We start from the raw sequence: 16,204 nt of genomic DNA, 5'->3' as shown, positions 1-16,204 counted from the left end.
CTCAAGCGTTCGCGGCGGCGTGGATCGCCTCGCGGACCTGCTGGAAGGTGCCGCATCGGCAGATATTGGTGATGGCCTCGTTGATATCCTGATCGGTCGGCTTCGGCTTTTCGTTGAGAAGGGCTGCGACCGCCATGATCATGCCGCTCTGGCAATAGCCGCATTGCGGGACGTCGTTGGCCACCCAGGCCTGCTGCACCTTATGCAGCGCGCCATTTGAGGCGAGACCTTCGATCGTGGTGATCTGCTTGCCGACGGCCTCGCTGACCGTCATGCCGCAGGAACGCATCGCGACCCCGTCGACGTGAACGGTGCAGGCGCCGCATAGTGCAATCCCGCACCCATATTTGGTGCCGGTCAGCCCGACATTCTCCCTGATAGCCCAGAGCAGTGGCGTGTCGTCTTCGACGTCCACATTGATTGTTTTGCCGTTGATTGTGAGGTTTGCCATCGCATGTCCCTTTTTGAGTCCAATTCGCCAATTGAACCGGGCGCGATGTGATCCGAGAAAATAGAACAGTTCAAATCAAGAAAACGCGCGCTTGACGAACGGGAAGAAAGTCGATCCGCCGGTGTTACGCCAGGTTTCCGCAACCTGGCTGATTTTGGTGTCCTTGTTAGAGGGTAGGGGCTACGCGGACTCATCAAGGCGCTCGATCAGCAGCTTCGCGATACGGGTCATCGCGGCGAGCTCATCGGGATTAAGCCCCTTCGCAAGGGCATTTGCCCACGGAACCTGGAGTGCGCTGGCGGTTTCGAAGGCATCCTGCCCACGCCTGGTTAGCGCGACGAGGTGTGCCCGGCGGTGATTCGGATTGGGCCGCAGCTCCACGAGGCCATCCTCTGCCATCTCGTTCACAATGCGCTGCACTCCCTGTCGATTGAGTCCCATGCTGCGCGCAAGCCAGGCCACCGGCTGCGGACTTGGCGCAAGCGCGATTGCGCCCAGCACCTGCCAGCGCGCGCTGGTGAGGCCGAGGTCCGAAACAAGCCGGTCACCGGCCGCGAGCAAGCGTCCATTGAGGCGGAACACGGCGAGAACCAGCTCGGTCAAGGCCTGACCGCCGGGCGTATGTCGTTTCGTTGTCATTTGACAATTAATATCCAAGATGACAATTTATTGTCAAATAGCAAAGCGGGTGTGGTGTGAATAATGTTTGCAGGACAGCTTGCAATGGTCGTCGCGGCGGCGTTCGCCGGCGCCGCCTTCTTCATCAATTTTGCCGAACAGCCGGCGCGTCTCGGCCTCGATGACCGGGGCCTCTTAAGGCAGTGGAAACCAAGTTACGCGCGCGGCTTTGCGATGCAGGCGAGTTGCGCAGTCATTTCCGGCGTGCTCGGCCTGACCGCTGCCTGGCTGACGCGGGATTGGCGCTGGATCGTCGGCGCGGTGCTCATTCTCGCCAACTGGCCCTATACGCTGATCGGCATCATGCCGACCAACCGCCTGCTGAACGCTATCGACGAGAAGGACGCCGGCCCGCAGTCACGTGCGCTGATCGTGAAGTGGGGAGGGTTGCACGCGGTCAGAACGGGTCTTGGGATCGCGGCAACGCTGGCTTATCTTTGGGCGCTCAATTAGAGCGTTTTCAAGCGACACCGGTTCGCGTCAAGAAAACGCGTCAAAACAAGAATCTAGAGCCCGGTTCTCAATCAGAACCGGATTCGAGGCGCAGCGAACAGGGGCGTGTCCCTGCGTTGCATCATGTCTTTTCGGTGCCCACCGTCAGACGCAGGAAACTCATCAGGCTTCCGAGCGCGGCAAATCCGGCCCCCAGCATCAGCGCGACCGTCGCACCGTCGTTTCCGGCCAGCGCAAAGCAAAGGGCCGCGAGCGCGGCGCCGAGGGTCTGCCCGGTCAGACGAGCAGTTGCGACGATGCCGCTCGCGCTGCCACTGCGGTGCGGCGGCGCGCTCGACATCAGCGCCCGCAAATTCGGCGTTTGAAAGAAGCCGAATCCGACTCCGCAGATCACCGTGCGCCAGACGATGTTGGCAACGCTAGGATCCGAAGGCAGCGTTGCCAGCAGCGCCATGCCGATACCGAGCAATACCAGCCCGAGGCCGCCGAGGATGCCGACGGGATAGCGATCGGAAAGCCGGCCCCCGATCGGCGCCATGATCGCCACCACCAGCGGCCAGGGCGTCATGAAGAAGCCGGTCTCGACCTGGGAGCGATGCAGCACGTCCTCGAAGTAGAAGGGCAGCGAAACGAAGGCCAGTCCCTGCACCGCGAATGTACAGACCGACGTGGCGGCCGACAGCGCGAACATCGGCCTCCGGAACAGGTCGATCGGCAACATCGGCGCCGGATGGTCAACATCCCGTCGGGTCATGATCCAGCCGAGCAGCAATGCCGCGCCAAGCGCCACTCCGACAAGGACGGGCGGCGCCTGATGTGCCGCGCTGCCGATGCCGATGATGAACAGCCCGAGACAGCTTGCGGTCAGCGCTGCGCTCGCAAAATCGAACGCGTGTTTCGCGCGCGGCGTTTTGGGCAATGTCTTCAGGCCGATCCAGATTGCGACCAGACCGAAGGGAAGGTTGATCGCGAACAGCCACGGCCACGCTCCGATCGCAAGGATCGCGGAGGCAATGGTCGGACCGAAGGTGAATGCCGTTCCGACCACGAGTGCGTTGTGGCCGAAGCCGCGCCCCAGCATGTGGGTCGGATAGACAAAACGGACCAGCGCCGCATTCACGCTCATGATGCCGCTGGCGCCCAGCCCCTGCAGCGCCCGCGCCGCCGTCAGGCTCGGCAGCGACCATGCCAAGGCGCAGCCGAGCGAGGCCAGCGTAAACAGCACGAGGCCGCCGATATAGATCCGCTCATGACCGACGATTTCGCCGAGTGCGCCGAGCGGCAGCAGCGTCGCGACCAAGGCGATTTGGTAGATATTGACGACCCAGACCACGTCGGCCGGGCTGACATGGAGGTCGGCCGCGATGGCGGGCAGCGCGATATTGGCGATCGCGGTATCCAGCGAGGCCAGCGCCAGCGCGGTGAAGATCGCCGCCACCGCCCAGCGCCTGAGTTCGGGAGGCAGGCCGTCGATGGGTGCGGCGGATGGTTTGGGGGCTAAGTCTGCGGACATTCTGTCGGGCTCTCCACGCCGGCGCGGACGCGCCCTAGCGGGGCGTGTACTACGGACGCCGCGCTGGCCACAGGCTCTCAGTTTGCATGATGCGTATGCGAGGCGGGCCGCCGAAGTCCTGGCGCGCCTGCAGGCTATGTCCCCGGGCTCAATCCCAGCCGCGCGTAAATCCGCCGCGCATAGGCGCCGAACTCATCAGTGGTCTTGATCGGCAATGCGCGGGGAAACGGCAGCTCGATCGGGAAATATTCCGCCATTCGCGCCGGACCTGCGGTGAGCACGGCGCAATGCGAGGCGAGGAACACCGCTTCCTGGATTGAGTGCGTCACGAACAGAATGGTCTTGCCGCTTTCGCGCCAGATCCGCAGCATTTCGAGGTTCATCTGCTCGCGGGTCAGCGCGTCTAGCGCACCGAACGGCTCGTCCATCAGGATCAGCTTGGGATCGTGGATGAAGGCGCGGGCGATGGCCGTGCGTTGCTGCATGCCGCCGGACAATTGCTGCGGATATCTATCCTCGTAGCCAGCCAGTCCGACCAAGTTGAGCAGATCCCGGGCTCGGCTCCGCGCAGCCTTCATCGGCAAGCCGACGATTTCGGCCGGCAGCAGCACGTTGTCCAAAATGGTTCGCCATTTCAGCAGCAGGGCCTGCTGGAACACCATGCCGATGTCGCGCGCCGGATCAAACGGCGTCTTCGCGTTACCGATCTTGATCGTGCCGCCGTCGGCGTCATGCAATCCGGCCAGTATCTTCAGCACGGTGGTCTTGCCGCAGCCGGACGGGCCGACCAGCGAAACCAGTTCGCCTTCCTTGACGTCCATGGTGACGTCGGAGACGGCGAGGAATTCCGCGCCCTTGGACCGATAGACCTTGCGGACGTTGCGCAGGCTGATGAAGGGCTCGTCCGCCGTCATGCCAGCCATTTCTGCAGGTTCGCCTTCACGAAGCCGTCGTCGGAGAGATCGGCATGCTCGCGGCAGACGCGGTCGATCTCCTGCATCTGGCCCGGGCTCAGCCCTTCGGCGGGATCGAGACACCAGAGACCCTGCATCAATCCCTGCCGCCGCAGGATTTCGTGGCAACCGGCGATGCAGCCGTGAAAATTATTGGCAACGTCGAAGAACGCGCTGTTGCAGTCGGTGACGCGCGCGTCGAGCGCCAAGAGATCGGCCGGCACGGTATCCTTGCCGCGTGTCGCCTTGCACATCTCGAACTGCCTGATCGCGCTCGCGGTCCACACCGACCAGTGCCCGAGCAGGCCGCCCTTGAAGTATGCTCGCGTGGTGACGCCCTTGTCGCGGAGGTCGAACGGCAAAGTGAGGTCAAGCAGGATGTGATCGTCGTTGCCGGTATAGAGCGCGACGCGGTCAAGTGCGCCGGCGGCAGCCACCCCACGCAGCACGTCCAGCGTCCGATAGCGATTGAACGGAGCGATCTTGATCGCGATGACGTTATCGATGGCCGCAAAGCGCTTCCAGAAATCGGCGCTGAGGATCACGCCGCCGACGGTCGGCTGCAAATAGAAGCCGACCAGCGGGATCTCGCGTGCGACTGCCTCGCAATGCGCAATGATGTCGTCCTCGGATGCCGATTTCATCGCAGCCAGGCTGAGCAGGCCGGCGTGATAGCCAATGCTGCGCGCGGTCTGCGCCTCTGCAACAGCCTGCTGTGTCGAACCGGCCAGTCCCGCGATCATCGCGACCGGCCGTTTGGTCCATGAAGCGGCGGTCTCGGCCGCCAGCTCCAGCACCGGACGGTACATGCCGACGTCGCGGATCGCGAATTGCGTGGTGTGCACGCCCACGGCCAATCCTCCGGCGCCAGCATCGAGGTAATAGCGCGTTAGCGCCCGCTGATGCCGTACGTCGAGTGCGCGGGTGGCGTCGAGCGCGAGCGGATGCGCCGGAAGCACGGTGCCGTCGGCGATCAGCTTCCGAACCTCTGGCTTGATTTCGCTATGATGCATGGAAGCTGTTCCTATCCGAATTCCGGGCCGGCGACGGCGAACGGCGGTTGCGCGGGCGAGGCAGTCGCGGAGCCAAAGCGCATGCGCTGAAATGGCCGCTCGATATTCCAGCCCGAGCGAACGAGACCGTTCAGAAACGCGTCCTGAGATTGAACGGCGTCGATCAGCCAGGGGCCAGTCTCGGAGCTAGTGATGGCGTCGACCAATGCCAACGCCTGATCGGCGTGGTCGGCCAGGACTGGACCGATGTGCCGTGCGGTGCGCCCAGCGCGGATCAGGGCCATGGCTCGAGCATCCGACACGATGCGAGAGCCCGGGCGCGCAGCAAATTCCGACAGCAATGTGCTGCGGTCGAATCCCATGGCGCCGCCATCGCGCGCGGCCAGGGCTTCGAGGTTGCCGGCCGCGAGCGGCCTTGTCGCTGTGGTGCCTTGCGGCTTTTCCAACCGCAACCGCCGCAGTTGCAGCGTCGGCGCAAAACCGAGCGGACCATAGACGGCCGCACCAGCCGGCGTGGCATCAAGCCAGGTTGTGAGCCGGCGCCGCGCGGCCGCTTCCAGGCAGGTATCGACGAGCCTGGTCGCAAGGCCGCGGCGGCGAAAGTTGGCGGTCACCAGCACCATGCTGATCCAGGCATTGCCGGCCGAGTAGGGCAGCAGCGCCGCTGTCGCCAACAACCGGTTACCGTCGCGCGCGCCGAATACGACCCCTTGGCTCAGGAAAAAGCGCCAGTCGGCTTCGTTCTGGTTCCAGCCGGCTTCGGTCGACAGCACGAGCCCAACCTTCGCGTCGCTAACATCGAGTTCGACGATGTCGATGGGCTCAATAGCGGCCATCGCGCACCTCGTATTTGGTGGGCTTGCCGAGGCTCGGCATCGAGCGCGATACCCAATCGGCGGTCCAACTGATGAGCTGCTCGGTATCGACGATCGGCAAGCCGAATAGTTTCACCGCCTGCGACGTGTCGGTGAGCCACGCCGTCGGCTCCTCTTTACCGACAATCACGGGCGCGCGGCCGATGCGTTGGCCGAATTTTGCGGCGAGGTCGCGCACCGCCAGGATCTCGTGGCCACTGACATTGATTGGCGAGGTCGGCGTCTCGCAATGCGCCAGACAGCGCAGCGCCTGCGAGGAAGCGTCGCCTTGCCAGATGAAATTCACATGGCCGAGGCTGACGTCGATCGGCTGGCCCTGCAGCACCTTGCTCGCAATATCGTGCAGCACGCCGTAACGCATGTCGATCGCGTAGTTCAGCCGGAACAGACGCCCAGGCGTTCCATGCTTGCGTGAGAAATACTCGAACATGCGCTCGCGCCCGACGCAGGATTGCGCATATTCGCCCGGCGGATCGGGCGCCATATCCTCGGTCGAGCCCTTGCCGTTGACCGGCACGAACGGATAAACGCAGCCGGTCGAGAACGCGACGATACGTGACGTCGCAAAGGCCTGCGCGACCAGGGCTGGGACGTGCGAATTCATCGCCCAGGTCAGCGAGAGGTCGCCCTCGGCGCCGAACTTGCGTCCGGCCATGAAAACGATGTTCGGAATATTCGGGAGCGACTTGATGGCGCTTTCGTCGAGCAGGTCGCAATTGATGGTCTCGACGCCGCGCGCCTGCAGCCAGTCCTTGACGGCGGGATCGCTGAACCGGGCGACGCCGATCACGCGGCGCTCCGGCACGGCCGCCTTGGCAAGGCCGGCCAGCGTCGGCCCCATCTTGCCGGCAACACCCAGGATCATGATGTCGCCGTCGACCTTGCGCAGATCGTCGATCAATGCCTGGCTCGGGCAACACAACAGTTCGTCGAGTGTGGTGATATCGGCGATCGTGTGCGGCAGGTTTTCGCGCGTCAGCAGCATCTTCATTCTCTGTCTTATTGCAGCCGGATGTCACGGACGACGAACATCCGTTCGAGGCCGAGCACCAGCCCATACAGCGCAACGCCCAGCAATGTCAGGAGCACCACCGCCATCACCATCGCCGGCGTATCGAGCGAAGACTGTACCTGGATCATGAGGTAGCCGAGCCCCCGCTCGGAGGCGATGAACTCACCGACAATCGCGCCGGCAACCGCCAGGATGGCGCCGACTTTCATTCCGGAAAACACGTAAGGCAACGCACCCGGCAACTGGATCTTCCGGAATAGCGTCCATCGCGAACCGCGCAGCGACTTCACGAGATCCAGCAGATCAGGCTCGACCTCACTCAATCCACGCGCAGTGGTGAGCAGGATCGGAAAGAAGCAAATCGAAAACGCGATCAGGATGTTCGGAAAGATGCCGTAGGAAAACCAGACGATGAACAGCGGTCCCAGCGCCACTTTCGGGATCATGTTCAGCGTCACGAACAGCGGCAGCAGCAGAAGGCTGACCAGCGGCGACCAGGTGAACAGCACGGCCAGCATGATGCCGACCAGCGCGCCGAGGCAGAACCCGCCGAGAATTTCGATGGCCGTCACCGCCAGATTGGAGGGCCAGGCATAGCTGGGAGAACCCAGCGTTGCGACGGTCGCGAGTGGCGAGGGCAAAATGAATTTCGGCACCTGGAAGGTGTCGACCAGAACCTGCCAGAGCACGATCACAGCCAGATGCACGATCAGGATGATCGCAAAAGACCGTGCCGATCCGCCGTCACTGCTGAACACCGTGCGCTCCTTTTGAATGCGCGGCCGGTTCCCCGCCGCGCGGCGGTAATCTACCGCGGCCTCTGCCACTAATCAACCATCTGGTTGATTATGGGCGCAGCGAATGCATCACCAGGTCGACCACGTGCCTGCGGCGCGCCTGCCGTGCGGCCCGGCTCGACAGATCCTTGCCGAAGATCGCCGACAGGGTCGGCGTGTTCGAAAAGTAAAAATAGCTGAGCCCGGCGATCGAGATATAGAGGTGCACGGGGTTGATACCCTTACGGAATATGCCGGCCTTCACGCCCTCGCCGAGAATGGTCGAAACCAGGCTGACCAGCGGCGAATGCATCGCTTCCAGTTTTCGTGATCCGCGCACATGCCGGGCGCCGCCGCGGTTTTCGTCGTTCAGCAGTACGATGAAGTCCGGATGCGCGGCAAGGTGATCGAACGAACTCTCGATCAGCTTCTTGATGGCCTGCTCGGGCGGCAGTCCCTCAAGGTTGAGCTTGCGCTCCTGGGCGCGGATCTCCTCATAGACCCATTCCAGCACCGCCAGATACAGAGCGTCCTTGTCGCCGAAATAGTGATAGACGAGCTGCTTGTTGACGCCCGCCCGCGCGGCGATCTCGTCGACCCGGGCGCCGGCGAGGCCACTGCTGGCGAATTCGCGCCGCGCCGCCGTCAGCAGCTTTTTGCGGGTCGCGGCCGGATTGCGCCGCTGCGGCCTGGTATCGTCAGAACGTTTTTTGGGCATTTCCAACCAAATAGTTGACAAGTCGTCTGGTCCCTTGTTGCATTGGTAGCGTCACGGATGCGCGACTACAAGATCGGTTGCAGAACGAGGAGGGTGCAATGAAGGCTTTGCGAATTGCAGGATTGGCGCTTGCGCTTGCCGTGCCGGCTGCGCCCTGTGTGGCCGCCGAGTCCGTCAACCTGATCCTGAACTGGACGCCGACGGCCGATCATTCGCCGTTCTATTACGCCAAGTCCCAAGGCTGGTACGAGAAGGCCGGCATCGATCTCACGATCGAAGTCGGCAAAGGCTCCGGCGTCTCCTCGCTAAAGGTCGGATCCGGCGGCTCGCCGTTCGGCATCGCGGATCTCGCGACCGCGCTGGTGGCCAAGAGCAAAGGCGCCGACGTGGTGGCGCTGATGAGCATCTACGCCAACACCGGACAGACCTTCTATTGGCTGAAGAGCTATGGCGTGAATGGGCCGAAGGACTTTCCGAACCACAAGATCGGCAATCCGCCGGGCGACGCGTCACGGGTGATGTGGCCGGCCTTCGCCAAGGCGGCGGGCATCGCGCCTGACGCCGTAAGCTTCGTCAATGTCGGCCCGACCGCCAAGATCGCGGCGCTGAAGAGCCATACCGTCGATATCATCAGCGACTTCTACAATGAGCACGATTTGAAGGTGATCGAGTTCGGCGCCGATCTCGGCTACGTCAACTGGAAGGATATCGGGCTGAACCCTTACGGCAACTCGTTGATCGTCAACGGCGCCTATCTGCAAAAGAATCCAAAACTGGTCGAGGAATTCGTCAAGATCAGCCAGAAGGCCTACGCCGCCTGTGTCGCCGACGTCGCGCCCTGCCTCAAGGCGCTGCTCGACCAGGCCTCGGGTCTCGATAGGGAAAACCAGCAGCGGCAGTGGGAGCGCATCAAGTTCCTGATGACGGACGAATTCACCACGACCAAGGCGCTGGGCTGGATCGATGCCGAGCGGATGAAGAAGGACTACGAGCTGGTGCAGACCTATCTCGGCATGGAAAAGCCGTTCGACGTGAATACTGCGTTTTCGGTCAAGATGCTGGATACGTCGGTCAAGATGGATGCCAGCAAGGTGAAGAAGTAGGGACTTGAGGCTGTGTCGTTCCGGGGCGATGCGAAGCACTATGGTGCGCAGTTGCGCACCTGAGAATCTCCTCTTCTCACTGCAGCGCCATGCTTGACGTCGCGATCACCTTCGTCAGCTTCTCGTGATCGGCCTTCATCAGTGCGGCGAGGTCGGCGAGTGGCATCGGCTTGCCCGGAATATTGGCGACCGCGAGCTGGCGCTGTACTTCCGGGTTCTGCAGCGCCTTGTTGATGGCCTCGTTGATCTTCGCAACAATGGCATTGGGCGTTGCTGCCTGGACGTAGATGCCATACCAGGGCACGTAGGTGGCTTCCGGAAATCCGGCTTCCGCAATCGTCGGCAAATCGGGTAGATCGGTGACACGTTTGTCGGTCATGACAGCAAGCGGTTTCACGCTGCCGGCCCTGATGTGTGGTAGTGCCAGCTCGAGCGAGACGATCTCGAAATGCATCAGGTTGGTCATCAGGTCGATCAGCGCCTGCGGCTGGCCCTTGTAGCCGACATTGGTCAGCTTGATATCAGCGGCCTGAAACAGCTTTTGCGCGCTCAGATCGATGGAGGAGCCGGTGCCGGGATTGCCGAAATTGAGTTCGCCCGGCTTCTTGCGCGCGATCTCGACGAATTCCTTCACGGTGCTGGCCGGCATCGACGGATGCACCAGCGCGACGCTCTGATTCCAGACCGCAAGACCGACGCATTTGAGATCCTTCAGCGCGTCCCAGCCGGCGTGCTTGTAAAGCGTCGGGTTGACCAAAGCCGCGGGGCCGGTAACCAGCCAAGTGTAACCGTCGGGCTCGCTGCGCGCCACTGACGCGGTGCCGATGTTGCTATTGCCGCCCGGCCTTGCTTCGATGACCACCGTCTGTTTCCAGTCGCGGCCGACTTGCTCGGTCACCGCCCGCGCGACGATGTCGACGATCCCGCCGGCGGGGTAGGGCACGATGACGCGGATCGGACGGTTCGGATAATTGCTCTGCGCCAGCGCCGCGTTGCCGAGCAGCATGATTGCGCCCAAAGCAAAACCCATGGCAAAGCCCAGCACGGTTTTGATCCGGCTCATTCTTCCCTCCCCATGTTTGCCGCATCGTTCCCGCGATGCGCCGTGCCCCTCTGACGGGGGTATTCAGTCGTTGGCCACCAGCGAGCGAATGCTGCGCGCCAGGCCCAGCATGCGCGGCCCGCATTCACGCTCGATTTGTTCGGCGTTGAAGCGAAACGAGGGAATGCCGCAATTGACCGACAGGCAATCGCCCGACGGCGTGCGGTATAGCGGCGCGGCGACGCCAAAAATCTCGCGCCGCCATTCGCCGAGCGAAATCGCAAAGCCGCGCTCCTTGCAGAGCTCGACGTCCGGCAGCGTCCGCCTCTCGACATAATCGGCCTCTTCCGGGCGCTCGGCCTTCACCTTCGCTACGTACGCGTCGAGTTCTTCCCCGGTGAAGAGCGAGAGCAGGGCGCGGCCGACGGCGGTGGGCGCCAGCGAACTGGCAAAGCCGACATCGGGGAGATGCGCCACGGCGTCGGTGGTGCGCAGCGTTTCGACATAGATGAAGTCGAGCCCGAACGGCATCGCGATCGAAACCGTGCCGCCGGTGTAGGCCGCGAAATCCCGCATCAGCGGGCGTGCCAATTGCCGCACCTTCAGCGCCGACAGCACCGGGTAGGCCGCGGCCAGAATGCCGAGCCCGAGCTGGAAGCGTCCCTTCGCGTCGCGCTTGAGATAGCCGAGTTGCGCCAGCGTGTAGGTCAGTCGCGACACCGTCGGCCGCGACAGGCCGGTATGGAGCGCAAGCTCCGCGTTCGACAGCGAGCCCGCGCGGTTGCGGAACGCCGTCAGCACGTCGAGCCCATGCGCCAGCGTGGTCGCGAAGGAGGGATCGGCCTGATCCTCCGCAGTCCGGGGCAATGATCGATCGATATTGGAAATCGCCGCCATACCCGAGAGTTGGCCATGGTTCCCCAAATCTGTCAATATATCGAAATAGATTTGCATATTGTGTCGATATACGCTTAGATCCCGAAAAATCGGGAGGCGGCATGGATTTCGGCCTTTCCGGGCGATCGGAAGAGTGGCGGGAGAAACTTCAGGCGTTTTTCGACGGCGAAGTACTGCCGCACCATCGCGGCTGGCTCGATCACACCGCCAAAGGCGAGCCCGCCCCCTTCATGGAGGACCTGCAGCGCAAGGCGCGTGCGGCGGGGCTATGGAATCTCGGGCTTCCCGAACTCGGGGAAGACGAGCCCGGCACGCGTCTTTCCAACCTCGAATACGCGCCATTGGCTGAGATCATGGGCCGGCTGTTCTGGGCGCCTGAGGTCTTCAATTGCCAGGCGCCCGACGTGCCCAACATGATCGCGCTGCAGAATTGCGCGACGCCCGAGCAGAAGGCGCGCTGGCTGCAGCCGCTGCTGGAAGCCAGGACGCGCTCGGCGTTCGGCATGACCGAGCCGGACGTGGCTTCATCCGATGCGACCAACATCGCCACCCGCATGGTCCGGGATGGCGATGATTACGTCATCAACGGGCGGAAATGGTTCATCACCGGCGCGGCGCATCCGAAATGCGGCTTCCTGATCGTGATGGGCGTGACCGATTCCGACGCCGACCGGACGCGGCGCCATTCCTGCGTCATCGTGCCGATGGATACACCAGGCGTTCGGCTGGTGCGCCGGCTGCGCTGGATGGGATGCGAAGATCACGTCGCGCCGATCGGCGAGCTTTCGTTCGAAAACGTGCGCGTGTCCCGCGCGAACCTGCTCGCCGCGGAAGGCGAGGGCTTCAAGGTCGCGCAGATTCGTTTGGGGCCGGCACGCATCCATCATTGCATGCGCTCGATCGGGCTGTGCGAACTGCTGATCGAATTGATGATGGTGCGGTCATCCGAGCGGTCCGCGTTCGGACGTAACGTAATGCAATACGACACCGTGCAGCGCTGGATCGCCGAATCCCGCGTCGAGCTCGAGCAGGCGCGCCTGTTGACTTATCGTTGCGCATGGCGCCTCGATCAGGCCGGCCATCACGGCGCCTGGCGCGATGTGTCCTTGATCAAGGTTGCGGTGCCCGCGATGCTGCAGAAGATCGCCGACCGCGCCGTGCAGGTGTTCGGCGCCATGGGCGGCTCCGACGATACGCCGATCCATCAGGCGCTGGCCTGGGGGCGCCTGCTGCGGATCGGTGACGGGCCCGATGAAGTCCATCTGCGGCAGATCTTTCGCATGGAGCCGATGCCACGCTGGTCGATTGCCAACTCGCCATATCTGTCCGCACATCCGTTTGAGCGGCGGCAATATATGTAACGGCGGCCGGTTCGAGGGTCTCGCGCTGACGCCGTTCGAGTTTCGACCTGCTGTTTCTTCTGCATAAGGGAGCACACAACAATGAGCCAACCAGCCACGATCGAAGCGCGCAAGGAGTCTCCAAAGGAAGCGTCCGCCTCCATCATCGCGCAGCATGCGGCGACACTGAAGGCGCTGCCGTTCTCCGACACGCGTGATTTCGATGACGCCGCGCGCGGCTTCCTCGGTACGATCGAGAATGCGAAGATTACGTCGCCTCAGGGCAGGGTGGTCTGGAGCCTGGAGCCTTACGGTTTCCTGTCCACGGACGAAGCGCCGCCGACGGTCGATCCCAGCCTGTGGCGGCAGTCGCGCCTCAACATGCATCACGGCCTGTTCGAGGTGGTGCCCGGCGTCTACCAAGTGCGCGGGCTCGACATCGCCAACATGACGCTGATCGAGAGCTATAGCGGCGTGATCGTGGTGGATACGCTGACCTCGATCGAGGGCGCGCGGGCGGCGATGGAGCTCTACTTCCAGCACCGCGGCAAGCGGCCGGTTGCGGCCGTGATCTTCACCCATACCCACACCGATCATTGGGGCGGCGCGCGCGGCGTACTCGACGACGCAACACCTACCGGCGGCGTGCCGATCATTGCGCCCAATCTGTTCATGGAGCATGCGGTTTCGGAAAACATCATTGCCGGACCGGCTATGTTGCGGCGCGCGCAATATCAGTTCGGGCCGTTTCTTGCGAAAGGCGTGCGCGGGCAGGTCGATTGCGGGCTGGGGAAGACCATGGCAGCCGGGGCGGTCGCACTCGTCCGCCCGACCGATCTGATCATGGCGACCGGCGACCGGCGCACCATCGACGGGGTGGAATTCGAATTCCAGATGGCGCCGAACAGCGAAGCGCCGGCGGAGATGCATTTCTTCATCCCGCGCTACAAGCTTCTCAACCTTGCGGAAAACTGCACGCATAATTTTCATAACCTGCTCCCATTCCGCGGCGCCGACGTGCGCGACGCGCTGGCCTGGTCAAAATATCTCGGTGAGGCCCTACAGATGTGGGGCGGCAAGGCGGATGCGATGTGCGGCCAGCACCATTGGCCGGTCTGGGGGCAGGAGCGGATCGACGCCATGATCCGCCAGCAGCGCGATCTCTATAAATTTGCGCATGACCAGACCATCCGCCTGATGAACCATGGGCTAACCGCAGCCGAAATCGCCGAAACCATCCGCCTGCCGGCGAGCCTTGAGGGCGCCTGGCATGGCCGTGGCTATTACGGTCACGTCAGGCACAACGTGAAAGCGATCTACCAAAAGTATCTCGGCTGGTACGACGCCAATCCCGTCAACCTCGATCCGCTGCCGCCGGTCGAATCGGGCAAAAAATATGTCGAGTATATGGGCGGCGCGGACGCCGTCCTGACGCGCGCCCGCGAGGATTTTGCCAAGGGCGAATTCCGCTTCGTCGCGCAGGCTGTGAGCCATCTGGTGTTCGCCAATCCCGACAACCAGGCGGCGCGCGCGTTGCTCGCCGATACGTTCGAACAGCTCGGCTATGCCTCCGAAAGTTCGACCTGGCGCAATGCCTATCTGTTCGGCGCGCAGGAACTGCGGCAGGGCATGCCCAAGACGCCGCCGCGCGCCGCGATGCCACGTGAAACGCTGGCCGCGCTCCGCACCGAACAGCTCTGGGACGTGCTCGGCGTGCGCCTCAACGGTCCCAAGGCCGAAGGCAAGCGCATCGTCCTGAACTGGAATTTCACCGATACCAAGGAGAGCTTCATCCTCAACCTGGAAAACTGTGCGTTGACCTGCGTCGCCGGCGCAGAAGCCGCCGATGCCGACGCCAGCTTCACGTTGCCGCGCAGCGTGCTCGACGAAGTGATCGCAAAGCTGACGACATTCCCGGAAGCAGTCGGCTCCGGCAAGATCCAGGTCAGCGGTAATTCGGTGCGGCTCGGCGAGTTGATGATGCTGATGGACGAATTCCCACGGATGTTCGAGATCGTCGAACCGAAACGGACGATGGTCTCCTGACGCGATCGTGATCTTGTGGATGTAAGGGTGGGCAAAGGCGCCTCAGCGCCGTGCCCACCATCCGTCCGGATTGTTGCTCGATGGTGGGCACGCGGAGCCTGTCATCACTCCGCGAGCGCCCTTGCGCTCGTCGCTGGGCGCGCATTCGCGCGACCCGTTGGGCTTTGCCTACCCTACGGTCGTCTTGCGACGATAAGGGAGGTGTTATCGCGCCGCTACTCTGCGCTGCTCACGAGCTTGATGCGCGGCTCTTCCTCCATCAGGCCGCGATACGCAGCTAGATAGTCGAGCGCCATGCGGCGCGCCGTGAAACGGGCTTCGAACTGCCGGCGGATGGCGGCGCGATCCAGCGTGGATAGTCGATCGACCACGGCCACTGCGCTGGTTTCGTCTTCCACCACGAAGCCTGTGAGACCGGGGTCGATGATCTCCGCCACCGAGCCACGGTTGTAGGCGACCACCGGTGTGCCGCAGGCCATCGCCTCGATCATGACGAGGCCGAAGGGCTCCGGCCAGTCGATCGGCACCAGCAGCCCGATAGCGCCGCTGAGGAAGTCGGGCTTTTCGCGGTCGCTAATCTCACCGATGTATTCGACCAGCGGATTGGCCTTGATCAGTGGGGAAATCAGCTCGTCGTAGTAGTCCTGGTCGGCGCGATCGACCTTGGCTGCGATTTTCAGCGGGATGCCGCATCGGGTGGCGATGCTGATGGCGCGATCCACGCCCTTTTCCGGCGCGATCCGCCCGAGCACCGCCAAATAGGACGGCTGCATCGGCTGCGGCGTCAGCAGATTCTCCGGCAACCCGTGGTGAACGGTGCGCAGCCAATTGGCCTGCGGCACCGGCCGACGCTGCGCGTTGGAAATCGAGATCACCGGCACCTTGGAAAAGGTATTGAATACCGGCTGATGCTCCGGCAGGTCGAGCCTGCCGTGCAGCGTGGTCAGGAACGGCGTCGGCTGTCGGTAGAACAGGGAGAACGGATAGTAGTCGAGATGAAAGTGCAGAAAATCGAACTCTTCATCGTCGCATTTCTGCCGCACGCGCTCCAGCATCACCATGTGCAGCGCGTTGGGGTCGCGCACCGAGCCGTCGAGGCGCAACGCCTTCGGCCATGTCGCATCGAGTTTCGCCGAGGTGTGGGAATCCCCGCTGGCGAACAGAGTGACTTCGTGCCCTAACGCTACCAGTTCTTCAGTCAGCCAGTGCACCACCCGCTCGGTGCCGCCGTACAGTTTGGGGGGAACAGCCTCCGTCAGCGGGGCGACCTGCGCGATGCGCATCTTTCGTCTCCTGTATCGAATGTTGGTTGGATAATCCCTCAGCCCGCAGAT

16 protein-coding genes are annotated in these 16,204 nt (G+C 62.9%); 4 read left to right on the top strand and 12 right to left on the bottom strand.

Annotated features, from left to right (window positions below; all coding sequences use genetic code 11):
* Position 1: 1 nt before the first annotated feature.
* Together CQ13_RS12655 and CQ13_RS12650 are read right to left on the bottom strand one after the other, a co-directional pair.
* Complete coding sequence (locus CQ13_RS12655) at positions 2–451, bottom strand: (2Fe-2S)-binding protein (protein ID WP_057843210.1); 450 nt, start codon at positions 449–451, stop codon at positions 2–4.
* 180 nt (positions 452–631) lie between these two features.
* Positions 632–1,054 carry a MarR family winged helix-turn-helix transcriptional regulator gene (locus tag CQ13_RS12650; RefSeq protein WP_347337034.1) on the bottom strand — a complete coding sequence of 141 codons (423 nt, stop codon included), beginning with the start codon at positions 1,052–1,054 and terminating at the stop codon, positions 632–634.
* 120 nt (positions 1,055–1,174) lie between these two features.
* Between CQ13_RS12650 and CQ13_RS12645 the strand changes: the two genes are divergently transcribed.
* The gene (locus CQ13_RS12645; RefSeq protein ID WP_347337033.1) at positions 1,175–1,582 is read left to right on the top strand and encodes an anthrone oxygenase family protein; all 408 of its coding nucleotides are present in this window, start codon (positions 1,175–1,177) and stop codon (positions 1,580–1,582) included.
* 121 nt (positions 1,583–1,703) lie between these two features.
* Here the strand turns inward: CQ13_RS12645 and CQ13_RS12640 are convergent, their stop codons facing one another.
* The 7 genes from CQ13_RS12640 to CQ13_RS12610 all read right to left on the bottom strand — a co-directional run bounded on the left by CQ13_RS12640 (position 1,704) and on the right by CQ13_RS12610 (position 8,442).
* Positions 1,704–3,095 carry an MFS transporter gene (locus tag CQ13_RS12640; protein ID WP_057843207.1) on the bottom strand — a complete coding sequence of 464 codons (1,392 nt, stop codon included), beginning with the start codon at positions 3,093–3,095 and terminating at the stop codon, positions 1,704–1,706.
* Positions 3,096–3,229: 134 nt separating this feature from the next.
* Positions 3,230–4,018: an ABC transporter ATP-binding protein gene (locus CQ13_RS12635; RefSeq protein WP_057843206.1), complete on the bottom strand. Its 789-nt coding sequence runs from the start codon at positions 4,016–4,018 to the stop codon at positions 3,230–3,232.
* Positions 4,006–5,061: a dihydrodipicolinate synthase family protein gene (locus CQ13_RS12630; RefSeq protein ID WP_057843205.1), complete on the bottom strand. Its 1,056-nt coding sequence runs from the start codon at positions 5,059–5,061 to the stop codon at positions 4,006–4,008. Before CQ13_RS12630 ends, CQ13_RS12635 begins: the two co-directional genes overlap by 13 nt.
* Before the next feature lie 11 nt (positions 5,062–5,072).
* Positions 5,073–5,897 carry a GNAT family N-acetyltransferase gene (locus CQ13_RS12625; RefSeq protein WP_057843204.1) on the bottom strand — a complete coding sequence of 275 codons (825 nt, stop codon included), beginning with the start codon at positions 5,895–5,897 and terminating at the stop codon, positions 5,073–5,075.
* Positions 5,884–6,921 (bottom strand): NAD-dependent epimerase/dehydratase family protein, encoded by a 1,038-nt coding sequence (locus CQ13_RS12620; RefSeq protein WP_057843518.1) that lies wholly within the window; start codon positions 6,919–6,921, stop codon positions 5,884–5,886. Before CQ13_RS12620 ends, CQ13_RS12625 begins: the two co-directional genes overlap by 14 nt.
* Positions 6,922–6,935: 14 nt before the next feature.
* Positions 6,936–7,706 (bottom strand): ABC transporter permease, encoded by a 771-nt coding sequence (locus CQ13_RS12615; RefSeq protein ID WP_057843517.1) that lies wholly within the window; start codon positions 7,704–7,706, stop codon positions 6,936–6,938.
* Between the two features lie 88 nt (positions 7,707–7,794).
* The gene (locus tag CQ13_RS12610) at positions 7,795–8,442 is read right to left on the bottom strand and encodes a TetR/AcrR family transcriptional regulator (RefSeq protein ID WP_057843203.1); all 648 of its coding nucleotides are present in this window, start codon (positions 8,440–8,442) and stop codon (positions 7,795–7,797) included.
* 98 nt (positions 8,443–8,540) lie between these two features.
* On the opposite strand from CQ13_RS12610, the gene CQ13_RS12605 reads away from it, so the two are divergent.
* The gene (locus CQ13_RS12605; RefSeq protein ID WP_057843202.1) at positions 8,541–9,545 is read left to right on the top strand and encodes an ABC transporter substrate-binding protein; all 1,005 of its coding nucleotides are present in this window, start codon (positions 8,541–8,543) and stop codon (positions 9,543–9,545) included.
* A gap of 76 nt (positions 9,546–9,621) precedes the next feature.
* Here the strand turns inward: CQ13_RS12605 and CQ13_RS12600 are convergent, their stop codons facing one another.
* Both CQ13_RS12600 and CQ13_RS12595 read right to left on the bottom strand, forming a co-directional pair.
* The gene (locus tag CQ13_RS12600; RefSeq protein ID WP_057843201.1) at positions 9,622–10,608 is read right to left on the bottom strand and encodes a Bug family tripartite tricarboxylate transporter substrate binding protein; all 987 of its coding nucleotides are present in this window, start codon (positions 10,606–10,608) and stop codon (positions 9,622–9,624) included.
* Positions 10,609–10,671: 63 nt separating this feature from the next.
* Positions 10,672–11,454, bottom strand: a complete 783-nt coding sequence (locus tag CQ13_RS12595) for an IclR family transcriptional regulator (protein WP_197427322.1) — start codon at positions 11,452–11,454, stop codon at positions 10,672–10,674.
* Positions 11,455–11,585: 131 nt separating this feature from the next.
* Between CQ13_RS12595 and CQ13_RS12590 the strand changes: the two genes are divergently transcribed.
* Positions 11,586–12,845 carry an acyl-CoA dehydrogenase family protein gene (locus CQ13_RS12590; protein ID WP_057843199.1) on the top strand — a complete coding sequence of 420 codons (1,260 nt, stop codon included), beginning with the start codon at positions 11,586–11,588 and terminating at the stop codon, positions 12,843–12,845.
* Positions 12,846–12,926: 81 nt separating this feature from the next.
* On the top strand, positions 12,927–14,870 hold the full coding sequence (locus CQ13_RS12585; protein WP_057843198.1) for an alkyl/aryl-sulfatase: 1,944 nt from the start codon (positions 12,927–12,929) through the stop codon (positions 14,868–14,870).
* Positions 14,871–15,085: 215 nt separating this feature from the next.
* Here CQ13_RS12585 and CQ13_RS12580 read toward each other — a convergent pair whose 3' ends face one another.
* The gene (locus CQ13_RS12580; RefSeq protein ID WP_057843197.1) at positions 15,086–16,153 is read right to left on the bottom strand and encodes a glycosyltransferase family 4 protein; all 1,068 of its coding nucleotides are present in this window, start codon (positions 16,151–16,153) and stop codon (positions 15,086–15,088) included.
* Between the last annotated feature and the right edge of the window lie 51 nt (positions 16,154–16,204).

Source organism: Bradyrhizobium retamae (assembly GCF_001440415.1).
In the GTDB taxonomy this organism is placed as follows: Bacteria; Pseudomonadota; Alphaproteobacteria; order Rhizobiales; family Xanthobacteraceae; genus Bradyrhizobium; species Bradyrhizobium retamae.
The sequence above is the reverse complement of the archived record's forward strand: the minus strand, read 5'-3'. Positions and strand labels throughout refer to the sequence as shown.